Raw genomic sequence first — 17,164 nt, forward strand, 5'->3', positions numbered from 1 at the left:
AGAGCATCACCTTGCCAAGGTGAGGGTCGCGGGTTCGAATCCCGTCGTCCGCTCGGAGAAAGGCACATACGGGTGCCGTTCGGCGACCTCGTGCTCGACTCAAGCCGGCGTGGCCGAGTGGCTTAGGCAAGGGACTGCAAATCCCTGCACACGGGTTCGATTCCCGTCGCCGGCTCCAGATGTACCTCATCTCGCATGAGGGCGATTAGCTCAGTTGGCTAGAGCACTACCTCGACACGGTAGGGGTCACAGGTTCGAGTCCTGTATCGCCCACAAGTAGCATCAAAGGCCAGAACTCCGGTTCTGGCCTTTGGCGTTTCCAGAGTCCTCCCACGTTGGAGAAGACCGATGCGTGTCTCTCTGCTCGACCGTTCACGGACCCGCGCCGGGGAATCCGACGCGGCGGCCCTCGCGACGACCGTCGAGAGGGCGGTGCGCGCGGAGGAGCTGGGCTTCCATCGGTTCTGGACCGCCGAGCACCACGCGGTCCCGGGCATCGCCGCTTCGGCGCCCGCCGTGCTGCTCGCGGCGATCGGAGCCCGGACGAACCGGATCCGTCTGGGCACGGGCGGGATCATGGTCCCCAACCACAGCCCGATGGTGATCGCCGAGCAGGCCCTGCTCCTGGAGGCGCTCTTCCCCGGCCGGTTCGACCTGGGGCTCGGTGGCTCCCTCGGTTTCACCGCTCCGATCCGAAGGGCACTGGGGCGTACCGCCCTGCGCGAGAACGAGTACCCGGACGAGGTGGAGGAGGTCCGGCGCTACCTGAGCGGAGCGGCCGACATCACCGTCAGGCCGCGCGTCGAACCTCCCCCGACGTTCATGCTCGCCATCAAGGGCGGGATGATCCTGGCCGCCGATCTGGGGCTGCCCGTGGTGGCCGGGGGGCCGCTGCTGCGCGACGCGGACCGCTTGGCCGCCTACTTCCAGGACTTCCGACCGAGTCCGGCCGCACCCGATCCCTATCTGGTGGTGAACGTGGACATCGCCGTCGCGGAGACCGCCGAGCGGGCCCGCGACCTGCTACTGCCCGAGGCCTGGGCCTACGCGGACTCGCGGGAGGTCGGCGAGTTCCGCGCGCTCCGCCCCGTCGAAGAGGTCTGTCGGCTGCTCGACGAGACGACCAGCGCGATGAAGCTCAGGGCCGTGGACGACTGGCTGTCCGGCGCGATCGCCGGCACCCCGGACCAGGTGGTGGACTCGCTCACCGACCTCGTCGAGCGAACCGGCGCCGCCGAACTCCTCGCCAACGTCAGTACCTACGACCGCTCCGAGGTCGAGAGCATCGACGAGTTCCTGGCGTCGCTGCGGACCCCGTAGCCCTCAGGCGTCATGCGGATCGAAACCGCCGACGGATAAGGTCTTCGGCATGGAACTCGTCGATCTGCTCACGGCACTGAACGCCGGCCGAACCATCCCGGGTGATTCACCGCTGCACGAGGTCATGCACGAGACCAGCCAGGAGGCCCTGCGCATCACCGGTGAACTCAACGGCGGCTACCACGAACCGGCGCGGGTCCGGGAGCTCCTGGCCCGGCTGATCGGTAAGCCGGTCGACGAATCGGTGACGGTCTTCCCGCCGTTCTACTCCGACTTCGGGAAGAACATCCGCCTCGGCGAGCGCGTCTTCATCAACTCCGGGTGCAAGTTCCAGGACCAGGGCGGTGTCGTCATCGGCGACGACTGCCTGATCGGACACAACACGGTGCTGGCCACGCTCGACCACGACATCGCGCCGAGCCGTCGCGCGGACATGCACCCCGCCCCGATCACCATCGGCCACAACGTGTGGATCGGGGCCAACGCCACCATCCTGCCGGGTGTGACGATCGGGGACGACGCCGTCGTGGGGGCGGCCTCCGTCGTGACCAAGGACGTACCCGAGGGATCCATCGTCATCGGCTCGCCGGCACGAGTGGTGCGCTCGGTCACCGACTGAGCGAGGCCAGTGTGACCCAGGACATATTTTTCTGGTGATCCGCGCCGGAAACCCGGCAACAGTGGGCATTTCGCGCATTCACGATCCCTCCGGGCAAAGCGTGTGAACTTCTGTGCCCCCCTTCTCTGGCATCATCGTTTCCGATCATGTAATCGTTTCCACGAGACGCGAGAGGGGGCACACCATGGTGAGCATCAAGGACGTCGCCGAGTCGGCGGGACTGTCCGTGGCCACGGTCTCCAGGGCACTCAACGGACACCCCTCCGTCAGCGACGACGCGCGTGAACGGGTCCAGGCCGCCACCGACTCGCTCGGCTACCGGCCCAACGTCGTGGCGCGTTCGCTGCGCACCCACCGGACCGGCACCATCGGTCTGGTCATCAGCGACGTCCTCAACCCGTACTTCACCGAGCTCGCCCGCGCCGTGGAGGAAGAGGCCCGCGAGCTCGGCTACAGCGTCATCATCGGCAACGCCGACGAACGCGCCGACCTGGAGGACCACCACGTGCGCGGCCTGCTGGACCGGCGCATCGACGGCCTCCTCGTCTCCCCCGCCGACGGCCGCTCCCCCATGACCCTGGAGGCCGCGACCGGCCCCACCCCCGTGGTCTTCGTCGACCGCTGGATCCCCGGCGTCGACGTGCCCGTGGTGCGATCGGACGGCCGCACCGCCATCGCCGACCTCGTCGACCACCTGCACTCGCTCGGGCACCGACGCCTCGCCATCATCGCCGGACCGGCCGCCACCACCACCGGCCGCGAACGCGTGGACGCCTTCCGCGCCGGCCTGGCGGTCCATGGGCTCGCGCTGCCCGAGGAGTACGTGGGCAGCGGCGACTTCCAGGCCGAGAGCGGGCGCGCCTGCACCGAACGCTTCCTGAACCTGCCAGAGCCCCCCGACGTCATCTTCGCCACGGACAACCTCATGGCGCTGGGCGCCTTGGACGCGATCGGCGCACGCGGACTGCGGGTCCCCCGCGACATCGCCCTGGCCGCCTTCGACGACATCCCCTGGTTCTCGCACACCGACCCGCCGATCACCACGATCGCCCAGCCCACGGCGGAACTGGGCCGGGTCGCGGTGCGAGCCCTGGCCGACCTCATCGCGGGCTCGCCCGCCTCCTCCACCGTCCTGCCCGCCCACCTCGTCGTACGCCGCTCCTGCGGCGAGCCGGCACAGCAAGGGAGCCACACGTGAGTAGTCCGGACGAACTCCTGCGTATCGAGGGGGTGCGAAAGGCCTTCCCGGGGGTGGTCGCCCTCGACGACATCGACTTCGACCTGCGCCGGGGCGAGGTCCACGCGCTCCTGGGAGAGAACGGGGCCGGTAAGAGCACTCTCATCAAGGTGCTCTCCGGTGCCCACCGCCCCGACCGCGGCCGGATCCTCGTCGGGGATTCCGCAACCGTCATCCGGGACGCCCAGGACGCCGCGCGTCTGGGCATCGCCACCATCTACCAGGAATTCAACCTGGTCCCCGACGTCACGGTGGCCGAGAACATCTTCCTGGGCCGCCAACCCCGCCGGTTCGGGTTCATCGACTACCGCCGCATGGAGTCCGAGGCCGCCGCGCTGCTCGAACGCGTGGGTGTGGACGTGTCCCCGCGCGCCAAGGTGCGCGGGCTCGGCATCGCCCGCCTTCAAATGGTGGAGATCGCCAAGGCGCTCAGCCTGAACGCCGAGGTCCTCATCATGGACGAGCCCACCGCCGTGCTCACCACCGAGGAGGTCGAGCGACTCTTCGCCATCGCGCGCCGGCTGCGCGAGGAGGGTGTGGGCATCGTCTTCATCACCCACCACCTGGAGGAGATCGCGGCGCTCGCCGACCGGGTGACCGTCCTGCGGGACGGCCGTTCGGTCGCCCACGTGGACGCCGACACCCCCGAGGACGAGCTGGTGCGCCTGATGGTGGGGCGCAGCATCGACGAGCAGTACCCGCGCGAGCGCCCCGACGCGGGCGAGCCGCTGCTGCGGGTGCGCGGACTGACCCGGGCCGGTCACTTCGAGGACGTGGACCTGGAGGTCCGCGCGGGTGAGGTCGTGGGGCTGGCCGGTCTGGTCGGCGCCGGACGTACCGAGGTCGCCCGTGCAGTCTTCGGGGCGGACCCCTACGACTCCGGCACGGTCGAGGTCCTGGACCGGCCCCTGCCCGGCGGTGACGTCAACGCGGCCATGACCGCCGGCCTGGGGCTGGTTCCCGAGGATCGCAAGGGTCAGGGCCTGGTCCTGGACGCCTCCGTCGAGGAGAACCTGGGCCTGGTCACCCTGGGCCCCACCAGCAAGGGCGGGTTCGTGGACCTCGCCGGGCAGCGCGCCTCCGCCGAGCGGATCGCCGGCGACCTCGGCGTGCGCATGTCGAGCATCTCCCAGCACGTGCGCACCCTGTCGGGCGGCAACCAGCAGAAGGTCGTCATCGGCAAGTGGCTGCTGGCCGACTCGCGGGTGCTGATCCTGGACGAGCCGACCCGCGGCGTCGACGCCGGCGCCAAGGTCGAGATCTACCGACTCGTCAACGAACTCACCGCCTCCGGTCACGCGGTGTTGATGATCTCCAGCGACCTCCCCGAGGTGCTGGGGATGAGTGACCGGATCCTCGTCATGGCCCAGGGCCGTATCACCGGGGAGCTCTCCGCAGAGGACGCCACGCAGGACGCCGTGATGTCCCTGGCGGTCGCCGCCGGCCCCCGGTCGAGCACGGAAGAGAACGGAGTGGAGGGCCACCATGGCCACTGATACGGATAAGAGCGGCGGCATCTGGCCCGCCGTGCGCAGATTCCTGCTGGAGAACGGCGCGCTGACCGCCCTGGCCGTCCTGGTCGTGGTCATGTCGTTGCTCTCCGGCGACTTCCTGACGGCGCAGAACCTCCTCAACGTGGGTGTGCAAGCCGCCGTCATCGCGATTTTGGCCTTCGGTGTCACCTTCGTCATCATCGCCGGCGGGATCGACCTGTCGGTGGGTTCGGTGGCGGCGCTGTCGGCGACGGTGCTGGCGTTCCTGGCCACCGTGGAGGGTGTGCCGGTCTGGTTGGCGCTCCCCTTGGCCGCCGCCACCGGTATCGCGTGCGGTCTGGTCAACGGTGCGCTGGTCGCCTACGGCAAGCTGCCTCCGTTCATCGCCACCCTGGCGATGCTGTCGATCGCACGCGGTCTGTCCCTGGTGCTCTCCGAGGGCAGCCCGATCGCACTGCCGGACTCCGTGGCCCGACTGGGCGCCTCGCTGGGCGGGTGGCTGCCCGTTCCGGTGCTCATCATGCTGGTGATGGTGCTGATCACCGCGGTGATCCTGCGCCGGACCTTCGCCGGACGCGCGATGTACGCCATCGGCGGCAACGAAGAGGCCGCCCGCCTGTCCGGTATCCGCGTCAAGCGGCACCAGATCGGCATCTACGCGCTGTCGGGTCTGTTCGCGGCCGTGGCCGGTGTCATCCTCGCCTCGCGACTGGCCTCGGCCCAGCCGCAGGCCGCCCAGGGCTACGAACTGGACGCCATCGCCGCGGTCGTCATCGGTGGCGCCAGCCTCGCCGGCGGCGTGGGTACGGCGTTCGGCACCCTGATCGGTGCCCTGATCCTGGCGGTGTTGCGCAACGGGCTGAACCTGCTGTCGGTGTCCGCGTTCTGGCAGCAGGTCGTGATCGGTGTGGTCATCGCGATCGCCGTCCTGTTCGACACACTGCGCCGCCGCTCCGGTGGCGGTGACACGGGCTCCGGTGCCGGTGCGGAGAACGGAAGCCGCAAGAAGCGCGGGATCCAGCTGGCGATCGCCGCCGCCGTGACCGCCCTCGTGGTGGGCGCGCTGTCCTTCCTGGTCCCGAACTCGTCCTCCACCGACGCTCCCCGAGTGGGAATGTCGCTGTCCACGCTCAACAACCCGTTCTTCCTCCAGATGCGGGACGGGGCACAGGCCGAGGCGGACGAGGCGGGCGTGGACCTGGTGGTCACCGACGCCCAGGACGACGCCTCGCAGCAGGCCGACCAGATCCAGAACTTCATCAGCACCGGGGTCGCCGGCATCGTGATCAACCCGGTGGACTCCGACGCCGCCGGTCCACCGGTGGGCGGCGCCAACAACGCCGACATCCCGGTGGTCGCGGCGGACCGCGGTGTCAACGGGGCCGACGTGGAGACGCTGGTGGCCTCCGACAACGTCGAAGGCGGCCGTTTGGCGGCTCGGGAAGTGGCCGAGGCGATCGGTGAGGAGGGCCGGATCGCGGTGCTACAGGGCGTCCCGGGTACCTCCGCCAGCCGTGAGCGCGGCTCCGGGTTCGAAGAGGGCATCGCCGAGTTCCCCGACATCGAGGTGGTGGCGCAGCAGCCCGCCGACTTCGACCGGTCCAAGGGTCTGGACGTGATGACCAACATGCTCCAGGGCAACGGCGACATCGACGCCGTGTTCGCGGAGAACGACGAGATGGCGCTCGGTGCCGCCGCGGCGCTGTCCTCCCGGGGTGAGGAGGCCGTGGTGATCGGCTTCGACGGCACCCCCGAAGGACTCGAAGCGGTCGGTGAGGGCGTCCTGCACGCGTCCGTCGCCCAGCAGCCCGCCGAGCTCGGGCGGGTGGCGCTGCGCAACGCGATCGCGGCCGCCGAAGGCGAGAGCCTGGAGGAGACCGTGATGGTCCCGGTGGAGGTCGTCACCGAGGAGAACGTCGAAGAGTTCGACTGATCCGTCGACGGTTCCATATGAGGACCGCGTGAGGGAGGGCCCACCGAGCGGTGGGCCCTCCTTCGTGTTCGGTGCCGGGCGGGGCGTCGGGTGCGGAAGCCCGTCACCGGCTCTGAACTGCGATGATCTTGCTCGTAGCGCCCATTTGGGCGCCCAACATGGCGCTACGAGCAAGATCATCGCCAAAGGACGCCAGCCGGACCTGTGGAGCAGGGGTGGGTCGAGCCCGGGAACCCTAGACCGCCTCGGTCACCTCCAGGAGGGCACCGACCCGTTCGATGGTCCGACTGCTCTCCTTGGCCAGGGTCGGCCCGTCCATCCCCTCATCGCCCATGACCGCGAGCAGCGCCTCCGCGCCCACCGCGTACACCACCACGTGCCCACCCTGGCAGCGGAACTCCACCTCGGCGAGCGGGCCCAGCGCCACTTCGCCCGCGGTGCGTTTGCCCAGTCCCAGGCCGGCGGCGGCCAGCGCCGCCAGTGCCTGGTCGCGTACCTGTGGGCTGTCGGAGGCGACCACCAGCCCGTCCGACGCCGCGACGACCGTGCCCGTCACCCCCATCACACGCTCGCGCAGGCCGGCCAGTTCACGGACGATCTCGTCCTGGACCATCGCTTCGTTCCCCTCTCCCACCGCGCTCCCTCGTGGACCGCGGTTCCTCTCCTGATTCGTCCAGTTCTTCGAGCGCGCGCCGGACCCGCTCCAACGGGACCACGCGATGTCTTTCCTCGCGCAGCGCCGCGATCGGACCCGGTTCGGCCGGTTCCGGACACGGCGACCGTCCGGGTTCGGGCACCCGTGTGGGAACCCGCTTGGGCAACTCCCGGCGTTTCCCGTCCCCCTCCGGACGGTCGTGCCGGTCCCCTCCTGTCATCCATCCCCTTCCAGCAGGTCACCCGGGGCTCGCAGGGTCTCCTGCAGGCGGGCGGCCAGATCGGCGGGCAGGGCCGTGGGCAGGGTCGCGTCCGCTCTGGGGGCACGCCGCATCCCGTTGGCGCCCGGTGTACGTCGGACCAAGGGCCGATCCTTCTCCTCGGTGGTCCGGGATTCGGGCAGGCGGCGGGTCAGTGCGCCCTCATGGTGTCGTTCGGCGAGGTCGATCAGCCCGCGTTCGGCCAGCCGGGTCAGGTCCGCCATCACCGCGCTCACCTCACGGCCGAGGACGAAGGCGAGGTCGCGGGGTGTGCGGCGGCCGTCGGCGCGCAGCAACAGGTCGTGGTGGGCGCGGGAGGGCGCCCGTTCCGGTGCGGCCTCGGCGGCGGGGCGCAGCCGGGCCAGGTCGGCGGGCGGGCCCCAACGGTGGGTGAGGTTCGTGTGGCGGCGTGCGGCCTCCCGCAGGGCCTGGTCGGGGTCGATCCCCTCGTCCAGGCGCAGCAGGGGCGGCAACGCGCCGGGCAGGACCTGGCCACCGCGGTTGGAGGGGGTCAACCCCATCGCGAACACCCCGTCCAGGACCGAACGGGTCAGCGCCAGTTCGAGCAGTGCCGCACTGACGTGCCCACGGTCGAGGAGTTCGGCGCCCAGGTCACCGGTGGCGAGGGCGCGTTCCCTGGCCGTGGCCCAGGTGTCGGCGCCGACCGTTCCCGTCCGCAGCAGGAGGGTGTCCGGTCCCGGAGCGGCCGGGGTCGGCACGGCGATCACCAGGCCGTGGTGGAAGTGCAGGGTGGTGTCGGGCGGACCGAACACGCGCAGCGAGCCGGTGAACGACTCTTCGTGCATGCGGCGCAGGTCCGTCGCCAGAGCGCCGAAGGGCGCGGGACCGGGTGCGTTCATGCCAGCAGGGTCTCGGCTCGTGCGTCGAGTTCGCGCCGCGCCAGCGCCAGGTTGGTGCGGCCCCGGTCGAACACCACGCTCAGCAGCGGGCCGTCGCTTCCTCCGCCCGGCACCGGTCGGATCACGTGGTGGTACGCGGCGGTGGTCACCATAATGCTCTCGGTTTCGACCACTTCGTGGCCACTTCCGGCCAATTGCACTGACTCGGCCATTTGATAGACCTCCCCGACGCTCTCCGCGGGTAGCAGGAGCCCCTGTTCACCCATGCTCACAAAAGCGTGTCCGGTGGCCCGGTCCACCAGCATCACCGCACGTGAACCCGAACATTCGAGGATGTTCCTCACCGCGTCCCCCACCTTCGACACGATCCCCCCGCCGTCCCCGACACCATTCGGAGTCGCAATCTATCGGGTGAAAGCCGCCTAACGGAAAACTCTCGCGTAACGATCACCGTAAGCGTGCGCAGTGCACTTACATATCATCTATTGACTTCGATACTTTTTCTGGACTTAAGTCACCAAAGCGCCCGAACGCGGGCAACGAGCCACGGAGAAGTCCTGTATGAACACCGAGACCGCGATCAAGGAAGCCCTCGGAATCGATGGGGCCATCGGTGCCGCCCTCGTCGACTACGAGAGCGGTATGTGCCTGCACTCCGGGGGCGGTGGCCAAGGGTTCGACATCGAGGTCGCGGCCGCCGCCAACACAGAGGTGGTCCGCTCCAAGGTGCGGGCCCTGAGCATGCTCGGCCTCGACGACCGGGTCGAGGACATCCTCATCACCCTGGGCGGGCAGTACCACGTCATCCGCCTGCTGGAGCAGACCGGGGGCTCCCTCTTCCTGTACCTGGCCCTGGACCGACAGCGCGGCAACCTGGCCCTGGCCCGGCACAAGCTGCGGCAGATCGACGTCGAACTGGTGATCTGATCCCGAGCCCGACGCTCGATCCCAGCGGCCCGGTGTTCGCGTTCGGTGAGTCGAGCACCGGGCCGATGGGATAGGGATGGTTCCGGCACACCGTCCACCGCGAAGGGACCAGCCCGTGTTCCCCCTCGTCACAGCGCCCGTCGATCGACCCGCACTCCGGTTCGGCGACCATCGCCTCACCTACCGGGAACTGTCCGGGGCCGCCTCCCGGCTCGCGGCCGGCCTGCCCGACGGCCGGGTCGCGGTGTGGGCGACACCGTCACCGCACACCTGTGTGGCCGTGACCGCCGCGATCCTGGCCGGGGTCCCCGTCGTTCCGCTCAACCCCAGCTCCGGGGAACGGGAACTGCGGCACGTGATCGACGACAGCCGCCCCGAACTGCTGCTCACCCCGCCCGGTGTCACGCCCCCCGCGGCCCTGGCCGGGATCCCCGTGCGCGAGGTCGACGCCTCCCCCGACCCGCGCACTCCCCCACTCGTGCGCGAGGTGGACCCCGAGTCCATCGCGCTGATCGTCTACACCTCCGGTACCACCGGGCCGCCCAAGGGGGCGCTGATCTCCCGACGCGCGGTCCTGTCCGACCTCGACGCGCTGGCCCGCACCTGGGAGTGGACGGACCGGGACGTGCTCGTGCACGCCCTGCCGCTGTTCCACGTGCACGGCCTGGTCCTGGGCGTGCTCGGGCCCCTGTACCTGGGCGGCTCCCTGCACCACCTGGGCCGGTTCGAACCCGACGCGGTCCGCCTGGCGCTGGAGGGCGAGGGCACGCTCCTGTTCGGGGTGCCGACCATGTACCACCGCCTGGCCGAGTCGGTGGACGACGATCCGGCCCTGGCCTGTGCCCTGGCCGGAGCCCGCCTGCTGGTGTCGGGTTCGGCCGCGCTGCCGCTGCCCGACCACGAACACCTCACCGCCGCCACCGGTCATCGGGTCGTCGAGCGCTACGGCATGACCGAGACCCTGATGAACACCAGTGTCCGCCTCGACCACCCGCCGTGCCCGGGCGCGGTCGGGACCCCATTGGACGGGGTGGAGCTGCGCCTGGTCGGCGACGACGGCGCCCCGCTTCCGGCGGGTGCGGAGATCGGCGAGGTGCAGGTGCGCGGCGCCAACCTGTTCAGCGGCTACCTGAACCGTCCCGAGGCCACCGCCGAGGCGATGACCGACGACGGTTGGTTCCGCACCGGCGACATGGCCACCCTCGACGCCGAGGGTCTGGTGCGATTGATAGGTCGCAAGAGCACCGACCTGGTCAAGAGCGGCGGCTACAAGATCGGCGCCGGGGAAATCGAGAACGTGCTGCTGGCGCACCCCGGGGTGGCCGAGGCCGCCGTCACCGGGGAGCCCGACCCCGACCTGGGCGAGCGGGTGGTCGCGTGGATCGTTCCCGCGGGCGCGGAGGCGCCCACCCTGGCGGAGTTGGCCGACATGGTCGCCGCACAGCTGGCCCCGCACAAACGCCCGCGACGTCTACGCGTGGTGGCGGCCCTGCCCCGCAACGACATGGGCAAGATCCTCAAACGCGCCCTGACCCCCTGACCCCGATCCGTCCGATCACTCCCCCGTGAAGGTGGGGGCGGTGCGGTTCAGGGACGCGGTGACCCCCGCTTCGTTGTCCTTGGTGGCCAGCAGGCGGGTCTGTTCGACGATCTCGCGGTCCAGCGCGGAGGGCAGGGCGGCCAGCAGTTCGGCGCGCATGGTGGCCTTCATCGAGCGCACCGCCAGCGGCGCGGACGCGGCGATCCGGTGGGCGTGTTCCACCGCCCTGGCACGGACCGCCCCGTCCTCGACCAGGTGGTCGGCCAGGCCGATGGCGTGCGCTTCCTCCCCCGGGACCCGGCGGGCGGTGTAGAGCATGTCGGCGGCCTTCTGGGCGCCCACGACACGAGGCAGGGACACGGTCAGCCCGAAGCCCTGGTGCAGCCCCAACAGCCCGAAGTTGGCGTGGAATCGGGTGCCGGGCGAGGCCACGCGGAAGTCCGCGGAACAGGCCAGTCCGAGACCGCCGCCCACCGCGGCGCCTTGGACGGCGGCGATCACCGGGATCGGCAGCGAGTACAGACGCAGGCCCTGACCGTAGAAGGCGCTGAGGGTGCGCACCGGATCGTCCCCGACCCCGCCCGCCGCGAAGTCCACCCCGGCGCAGAAGTTCTTGCCCTCGGAGCACAGCACCAGCGCGCGGCACCCGTCCGCCGCCAGTTCCTCGGCGGTGTCGGCGAGCTCGGTGAGCACGTCCAGGGAGAAGTGGTTGTGCGGCGGGCGGTGGATCTCCAGCACGCCGACGTGACCGTCGACGCGCACGGACAGCTCCTCGCTCATGGGAGTGCCTTTCTCTGGGCTGGTCGGGGGGCGAACGGCGACGACGTTACCGGGCGACCATCCCGGGACCGCACACCGGACACCACACCGGGGGCGCGGTTCCGCTCCGCGGACGGCCGGGGCGGTTACCGTTACCGGATGAGCGACGAGATCGATCCGAACGCACGGCCCAGCGGGGACGGCTGCGAGGAATGCCTCGCCAGGGACACCTGGTGGTTCCACCTGCGCCGCTGTGCCGCCTGCGGACACGTGGGCTGCTGCGACTCCTCACCCGGCCGGCACGCCACCGGGCACTTCCGGGAGACCGGCCACCCGATCATGCAGAGCTTCGAGCCCGGGGAAGAGTGGTTCTTCGACTTCCGCGACGGGCAGGTGGGGCGCGGCCCGGAACTGACCGCGCCGACCTCGCACCCGCAGAGCCAGCCGACTCCGGCACCCGCGGACCGTGTTCCCGCCGATTGGAGGGAACACCTCCACCCGTGACACCGTCGGCGGCACCGTTCCGGTTCCCGGTCGAACTGCCGCGGGGCAGCCGATCAGAAGTTCGCGTTCGGCTTGATAACCTCCCACGCACCTGTTCGATCGACCATCGGAGTGCCGTGCATCCCTTCCGGAAGGCCGTCGAGGCCCGCGACCACGACTCCATCCACGCCTTGCTCGCCGAGGACGTCGTCTTCACGAGCCCCGTCGCCTTCAAGCCCTATCCCGGTCGCTCCATCACCGCCGCGATCCTGCGCGGTGTCGACCGGGTCTTCACGGACTTCCACTACGTCCGTGAGATCAGCGGCGCCGACGGCCGGGACCACGCCCTGGTGTTCGAGGCCAAGGTCGGCGACCGTCACATCAACGGCTGCGACTTCCTGCACATGAACGAGGACGGTCTGATCGACGACCTGGTCGTGATGGTCCGTCCCCTGTCCGCGGCCACCGCCCTCGCCGAGGCCATGGGCGCGCAGTTCGAACGGATCGCCCGGGAAGCGGGCGAGGAGGCGACCGGACAGGCCGGGTAGTCGCGGGTTCGATCACACCCGTCACGCTCTCGGCCGGCCGAATCTCGCACGTCGATCCGAGTTCTGGACACGACAAAGGCGGACGTATCACGCTTTTCACCTGGATATAGCGGCCAGGTCTGGCTTGCCGTGGCACGCCTACCTACTGTGGTCCCTCGGCCCACCTCCAGGAGCGTGATCGTTGTGACCACAACCCGCAAGGTCCCGGACCTGCTCTCCCCCGAGTTCGCCACCGACCCCTACGCGGCCTACCGGCTGCTGCGCGAGGACGCACCGCTGCTGTGGCACGAGGCCACCGGGAGCTACGTCGTCTCCCGGTACGAGGACGTGCGGCGGGCGTTCAAGAACGACGCCTTCTCCACCGAGAACTACGCCTGGCAGCTGGAACCGGTGCACGGGCGGACCATCCTGCAGTTGGACGGCCGTGAACACGCCGTGCGCCGAGCCCTGGTCGCCCCCGCCTTTCGCGGCAAGGACCTGCGCGAACGCTTCCTCCCGGTGATCGAGCGCAACAGCCGGATGCTGATCGACGCCTTCCGCGACCGCGGCCGGGTGGACCTGGTGTCGGAGTACGCGACCCGGTTCCCGATCAACGTCATCGTGGACATGCTCGGCCTGGACCGGGCCGACCACGACCGCTTCCACGACTGGTACACCGCGATCATCGCCTTCCTCGGGAACCTGAGCCAGGACACGGAGGTGACCGCGGCGGGTCTGCGCACCCACGACGAACTGGCCGACCACCTCATCCCGATCATCCAACGCAGGCGCGAGGAGCCCGGCGACGACCTGTTGTCGCGGCTGTGCCAGGCCGAGGTGGACGGCACCCGGATGACCGACGAGGAGATCAAGGCGTTCTGCAGTCTGCTGCTGGCCGCCGGCGGTGAGACCACCGACAAGGCCCTGGCGAGCCTGTTCGCGAACCTGCTGGCCCACCCCGAACAGCTCGCGGCGGTACGCGAGGACCGGTCGTTGATCCCGCGGGCCTTCGCCGAGTCGCTGCGGTTCACCCCGCCCGTGCAGATGATCATGCGCCAACCCGCCCAGGACGTGGAGATCGGCGGTGGCACCGTGCCCGCCGGGTCCACCGTCACCTGCCTGATCGGGGCGGCCAACCGCGACCCGGACCGGTTCGCCGACCCCGACACCTTCGACCTGTTCCGCGCCGAAATCGCCGATACCACGTCCTTCTCGGCGGCGGCCGAACACCTCTCCTTCGCTCTGGGCAGGCACTTCTGTGTCGGTGCGTTGTTGGCCGAGGCCGAGGTGCGGGTCGGGGTGAACGACCTGCTGGACGCGATGCCCGACATGCGTCTGGCCCCGGACGCCGAACTCACCGAGCGGGGCCTGTTCACCCGCGGCCTCCAGGACCTGCCACTGGAGTTCACCCCTGGAAGAGTGCCCTCTCCACGCCAGAGCGACTGACCACACACGCGACCCGACCCGGATTCCGTCAGGGAACCACGGGGGGTCGCCCGTTCGGGCCGAAGCGCTAGCGGAGGCCCAGAACAAACACCGCCCGCCCGGTCAGCGTCCGGAACCGATGATGGGGCTGAACCGGGCGGGCAGGTCGAACAGGCCGCGCATCCACACCGAGGGCCGCCACCGCAGCTGTTCGGGCGGCACCGCCATGCGTACGTCCGGCAGCCGGTCCAGGAGGGTCTCCACCGCGGTGCGGGCGATCACCTCCGCGACCCTGGGCGCGGGGAACGGGCAGCCGTGTTCACCGTGCCCGAACGACATCTGCGCCCGGTTGGAGGCGTGGATGCTCAGGTCCCCGGTGTTGAGCCGGGGGTCGGCGTTGGCGGCGGCCATCCCCATCACCAACAGGTCGCCCTGACGGATCCGGCGTCCACCCAGGTCGCAGGATTGCACCGCCCAGCGACCGATGAAGTTCTGCGTAGGAGTGTTCTTCCACAACACCTCGTTGAGCGCCTCGTCGGCGCTGCTGCGTCCGCCCTGCAAGGTGAGGGAGAAGTCCTCGTCGAGGAGCATCAACCGCAGTGTGTTGCCGATCCAGTTGCCGGTGGGCGCCTGGGCGGCCGACATGATCACGAGCAGGTCGATGAGCACCTCGTCGTCGGTGAGCCTCGCCGGGTGGGTCAGCAACCGGGACGGGACGTCGTTGCGCGGGTGCGCGCGCCGATGGCCGACGATCCGACGCATCCGTTCCACGAGCCGTTGGTGGGCCTGGGCTGCCTCCGCGGTGACGTCCAGGGAGATCAGGTTGTCCCGGACCATGTCGGGGACCTCCTGTGCGGGGATGCCGTACAGGCGGGCGATCACCCCGGCGGGGATCTGGTGGGCGTACTGGCTGACCAGGTCGGCTTCCCCGTCCCTGGCGAAGTGGTCGATGAGTCCGTCGGCGACCTGGTTGCACAGGATGTGCAGGTCGGCCCGGTCGACGGCGGACAACGCGTCGCCGATGGCCCCCGCCCGCCGCCGGTGATCGGCGCCCTCGGCGAACATCACCGACGGGGTCCACATCACGTAGGGCAGCAACGGCCAGTCATCGCCGACACGGTCCCACTGGTTCCAACGCCGACTGTCCCGGGCGAACCACTCGGGGTGGCCGGTGACGTGGTGCAGTTCCCGATAGCCCAGGACGAACCACGCGGGCACGTCCCCGTCCAGGAGGATGGGCGCCACGGGACCGAAGCGGCGACGCATCTCCTCGTAGAGCGACACCGGATCACGGGCGATGTCGGGCCCGTAGAAACGCATGGCGTGGGCGTGGTCGGGCGAGTAGGGCGCCGAACCCGTCGTGGTGGCGTTCACGACGTCTCCTTCCTGGCGGACCGGGCCCGCTCCAGCGAGGCCAGGTGGTGGACGAGGGTGATGAGGACGTCGCGGCTGGACTCACGGCGGCGGGCGTCGCACTCCAACAGCGGCACCTCGTTGGACAGGGCCAGGGCGCCGCGCACCCGTTCCAGGTCGGGGCCGGGGCCGAAGCGGTTGACCGCGACGATGAACGGTGTGCCGTGGTGTTCGAGCCGGTCGATCGCGTACCAGGAGTCCTCCACCCGGGTGGTGTCGACGAGGACGACCGCGCCGAGGCTGCCGAGGAACAGCTGCTCCCACAGGAACCAGAAGCGTTTCTGGCCGGGTGCGCCGAACAGGTAGAGGACGCGGGTGGCGTCGACGGTGATGCGCCCGAAGTCGAAGGCCGCGGTCGTGGTGCGTTTGTCGCGGACCCCGCGCAGGTCGTCGATCTCGGCGCCGGCCTGCGTCATGACCTCCTCGGTGCTCAGGGGGCGCATCTCGCTGACCGCTCCGACCATGGTCGTCTTGCCCACACCGAAACCGCCGACGATCACGATCTTGAGGGCGTTGCCGACCGTGGCGGCCAGGGGGGTCCGGCCCGGTGCCGGTGTGCGCATCTCAGAGGCGTTGGAGGGCAAGGAGCACCTGCTTCAGCGTGTCGGGGTCGTGCCGGGGGCCCTCCTCGGGGGTGGAGGGCACGTGGTGCCGGACGGTCACCGCCCCCGTGTCGAGCAGGTCGACCAGGAGGACCCGGACGACGCTGACGGGGAGTCCGAGCTCGGCGGACAGCTCCACCACCGCGATCGGGCGCACGCACAATCGCAGGATGGCGGCGTGTTCGGACTGCATGTCGGGAGAGGGCTCGGATTCGGCGACGATCAGCGCGACGGAGTCGAGGGAGGACTCGTCGGTGCCGCCACGGCCACCGGTGACCGTGTACAACCGGTCCGGAGCCTCCTCTTTGGTCGGTTCGGGGCTCACCGCTGGGTGCCCGTCTCGTAGGGCCTGCGGCGGGGAGGCACGATGAGGTGGTCGCCGATCTGGTCGACGAGTTCGTTCATCCGGCGGGCGACCACACCGACGTCGGCCTCGGTACCGGTGACCACGGCCAGGTGGGCGCCCTCACCGGCGCCGACGATCAGCAGGAGTCCGCCGCCGTATTCGAGCATGGCCTGTCCGGCGCCGGTGGTGTCGCCGAACTCCGCGGAGGCGCTCAGGGACAGACTCTGGATACCCGCGGAGATCGCGGCGAGTTGGTCGGCCCGGTCCACGTCGAGTTCTCGGGTGTGGCACATCTTGAGTCCGTCCCGGGAGAGCACCAGGACGTGGTGGACGCCGGTGGTCCCGCTGCGCAGGTTCTCCAGCATCCAGTCGAGACTGGAGTCGGTCGTGGTCATCGGGTTGTCGGGGCGGCTCCTTGGACGCCGTGCGTCCCGGCGCCCCTCCCTCCGTTCCTGTTCGGTCGCTTTTCTGCCGGTGGCGTGCGGGGGGAGTCGTGGTCAGGCGCCACCATCGGGGTGTTCGTCGTCGGTTCCGGCGTCCCTGAAGGCGGAGAAGCGGGTGGGCAGGCCGCCGCGCGAGAGGTTCCCTCCCCTGTTCCGGTCGGCGTAGAGCTGTTCGGGGTTCTCCCGGACCGCTTCGGCCAGGGTGAGTCCGCGGTGCCGTTGGGGCAGTTCGAAGTGCTGCTCCTCCGGTTTCTCGGTGGCGGTGTCGTTCTTTTCCTCGTGCTCCGGTCGACGGGAGCCGTCGCGTCGGGGCAGGGGCGGGC

General features: G+C 70.1%; 18 protein-coding genes, 2 tRNA genes and 1 pseudogene. 12 read left to right on the forward strand and 9 right to left on the reverse strand.

The window, feature by feature from the left end; genetic code table 11:
- Positions 1–103: 103 nt before the first annotated feature.
- From BQ8420_RS08280 to BQ8420_RS08310, 7 genes are all read left to right on the forward strand, one after another.
- Positions 104–178: transfer RNA gene (locus BQ8420_RS08280), tRNA-Cys, on the forward strand.
- A 21-nt stretch (positions 179–199) separates the two neighbouring features.
- A tRNA-Val gene (locus BQ8420_RS08285) sits at positions 200–273 on the forward strand.
- 75 nt (positions 274–348) lie between these two features.
- A complete protein-coding gene (locus tag BQ8420_RS08290) occupies positions 349–1,320 on the forward strand; it encodes an MsnO8 family LLM class oxidoreductase (protein WP_087097245.1) in 972 nt (323 codons plus the stop codon).
- A 49-nt stretch (positions 1,321–1,369) separates the two neighbouring features.
- A complete protein-coding gene (locus BQ8420_RS08295) occupies positions 1,370–1,939 on the forward strand; it encodes a sugar O-acetyltransferase (protein ID WP_087097246.1) in 570 nt (189 codons plus the stop codon).
- A gap of 184 nt (positions 1,940–2,123) precedes the next feature.
- Positions 2,124–3,137 carry a LacI family DNA-binding transcriptional regulator gene (locus BQ8420_RS08300; RefSeq protein WP_087097247.1) on the forward strand — a complete coding sequence of 338 codons (1,014 nt, stop codon included), beginning with the start codon at positions 2,124–2,126 and terminating at the stop codon, positions 3,135–3,137.
- Positions 3,134–4,672: a sugar ABC transporter ATP-binding protein gene (locus BQ8420_RS08305; RefSeq protein WP_087097248.1), complete on the forward strand. Its 1,539-nt coding sequence runs from the start codon at positions 3,134–3,136 to the stop codon at positions 4,670–4,672. Before BQ8420_RS08300 ends, BQ8420_RS08305 begins: the two co-directional genes overlap by 4 nt.
- Complete coding sequence (locus tag BQ8420_RS08310) at positions 4,662–6,602, forward strand: substrate-binding domain-containing protein (protein WP_087097249.1); 1,941 nt, start codon at positions 4,662–4,664, stop codon at positions 6,600–6,602. Before BQ8420_RS08305 ends, BQ8420_RS08310 begins: the two co-directional genes overlap by 11 nt.
- A gap of 235 nt (positions 6,603–6,837) precedes the next feature.
- Here BQ8420_RS08310 and BQ8420_RS08315 read toward each other — a convergent pair whose 3' ends face one another.
- From BQ8420_RS08315 to BQ8420_RS08325, 3 genes are all read right to left on the reverse strand, one after another.
- Positions 6,838–7,236, reverse strand: a complete 399-nt coding sequence (locus BQ8420_RS08315) for a roadblock/LC7 domain-containing protein (RefSeq protein ID WP_235006004.1) — start codon at positions 7,234–7,236, stop codon at positions 6,838–6,840.
- A gap of 237 nt (positions 7,237–7,473) precedes the next feature.
- Positions 7,474–8,376, reverse strand: coding sequence for a hypothetical protein (locus BQ8420_RS31800; RefSeq protein ID WP_087097251.1), 903 nt, complete (start codon positions 8,374–8,376; stop codon positions 7,474–7,476).
- Positions 8,373–8,720 (reverse strand): hypothetical protein, encoded by a 348-nt coding sequence (locus BQ8420_RS08325; RefSeq protein WP_143847157.1) that lies wholly within the window; start codon positions 8,718–8,720, stop codon positions 8,373–8,375. The genes BQ8420_RS31800 and BQ8420_RS08325 overlap by 4 nt, the downstream gene beginning before the upstream one ends.
- A gap of 217 nt (positions 8,721–8,937) precedes the next feature.
- Here BQ8420_RS08325 and BQ8420_RS08330 point away from each other — a divergent pair, with 217 nt between their 5' ends.
- Both BQ8420_RS08330 and BQ8420_RS08335 read left to right on the forward strand, forming a co-directional pair.
- Complete coding sequence (locus tag BQ8420_RS08330; protein WP_087097253.1) at positions 8,938–9,303, forward strand: hypothetical protein; 366 nt, start codon at positions 8,938–8,940, stop codon at positions 9,301–9,303.
- 115 nt (positions 9,304–9,418) lie between these two features.
- Positions 9,419–10,843 carry an acyl-CoA synthetase gene (locus tag BQ8420_RS08335; RefSeq protein WP_200815856.1) on the forward strand — a complete coding sequence of 475 codons (1,425 nt, stop codon included), beginning with the start codon at positions 9,419–9,421 and terminating at the stop codon, positions 10,841–10,843.
- A 15-nt stretch (positions 10,844–10,858) separates the two neighbouring features.
- Here the strand turns inward: BQ8420_RS08335 and BQ8420_RS08340 are convergent, their stop codons facing one another.
- On the reverse strand, positions 10,859–11,623 hold the full coding sequence (locus BQ8420_RS08340) for an enoyl-CoA hydratase/isomerase family protein (protein WP_087097255.1): 765 nt from the start codon (positions 11,621–11,623) through the stop codon (positions 10,859–10,861).
- Positions 11,624–11,761: 138 nt separating this feature from the next.
- Here BQ8420_RS08340 and BQ8420_RS08345 point away from each other — a divergent pair, with 138 nt between their 5' ends.
- The 3 genes from BQ8420_RS08345 to BQ8420_RS08355 all read left to right on the forward strand — a co-directional run bounded on the left by BQ8420_RS08345 (position 11,762) and on the right by BQ8420_RS08355 (position 14,058).
- Positions 11,762–12,106 carry a UBP-type zinc finger domain-containing protein gene (locus BQ8420_RS08345; RefSeq protein WP_087097256.1) on the forward strand — a complete coding sequence of 115 codons (345 nt, stop codon included), beginning with the start codon at positions 11,762–11,764 and terminating at the stop codon, positions 12,104–12,106.
- Positions 12,107–12,222: 116 nt separating this feature from the next.
- Positions 12,223–12,633 carry a nuclear transport factor 2 family protein gene (locus tag BQ8420_RS08350; RefSeq protein WP_087097257.1) on the forward strand — a complete coding sequence of 137 codons (411 nt, stop codon included), beginning with the start codon at positions 12,223–12,225 and terminating at the stop codon, positions 12,631–12,633.
- Between the two features lie 183 nt (positions 12,634–12,816).
- Positions 12,817–14,058 (forward strand): cytochrome P450, encoded by a 1,242-nt coding sequence (locus tag BQ8420_RS08355; protein ID WP_087097258.1) that lies wholly within the window; start codon positions 12,817–12,819, stop codon positions 14,056–14,058.
- A gap of 102 nt (positions 14,059–14,160) precedes the next feature.
- Here the strand turns inward: BQ8420_RS08355 and BQ8420_RS08360 are convergent, their stop codons facing one another.
- The 5 genes and pseudogenes from BQ8420_RS08360 to BQ8420_RS31805 form a co-directional block, all read right to left on the reverse strand.
- Positions 14,161–15,357 carry a cytochrome P450 gene (locus tag BQ8420_RS08360; protein ID WP_235006005.1) on the reverse strand — a complete coding sequence of 399 codons (1,197 nt, stop codon included), beginning with the start codon at positions 15,355–15,357 and terminating at the stop codon, positions 14,161–14,163.
- Between the two features lie 50 nt (positions 15,358–15,407).
- Positions 15,408–16,034, reverse strand: coding sequence for an ATP/GTP-binding protein (locus BQ8420_RS08365; protein ID WP_087097260.1), 627 nt, complete (start codon positions 16,032–16,034; stop codon positions 15,408–15,410).
- On the reverse strand, positions 16,015–16,377 hold the full coding sequence (locus tag BQ8420_RS08370) for a DUF742 domain-containing protein (RefSeq protein ID WP_087097261.1): 363 nt from the start codon (positions 16,375–16,377) through the stop codon (positions 16,015–16,017). The genes BQ8420_RS08365 and BQ8420_RS08370 overlap by 20 nt, the downstream gene beginning before the upstream one ends.
- Positions 16,374–16,793, reverse strand: coding sequence for a roadblock/LC7 domain-containing protein (locus tag BQ8420_RS08375; protein ID WP_087097262.1), 420 nt, complete (start codon positions 16,791–16,793; stop codon positions 16,374–16,376). Before BQ8420_RS08375 ends, BQ8420_RS08370 begins: the two co-directional genes overlap by 4 nt.
- Before the next feature lie 102 nt (positions 16,794–16,895).
- A pseudogene (locus BQ8420_RS31805) lies at positions 16,896–17,164 on the reverse strand (sensor histidine kinase); the annotation flags it as partial.

Source organism: Nocardiopsis sp. JB363, assembly GCF_900143625.1.
GTDB lineage: Bacteria > Actinomycetota > Actinomycetes > Streptosporangiales > Streptosporangiaceae > Nocardiopsis.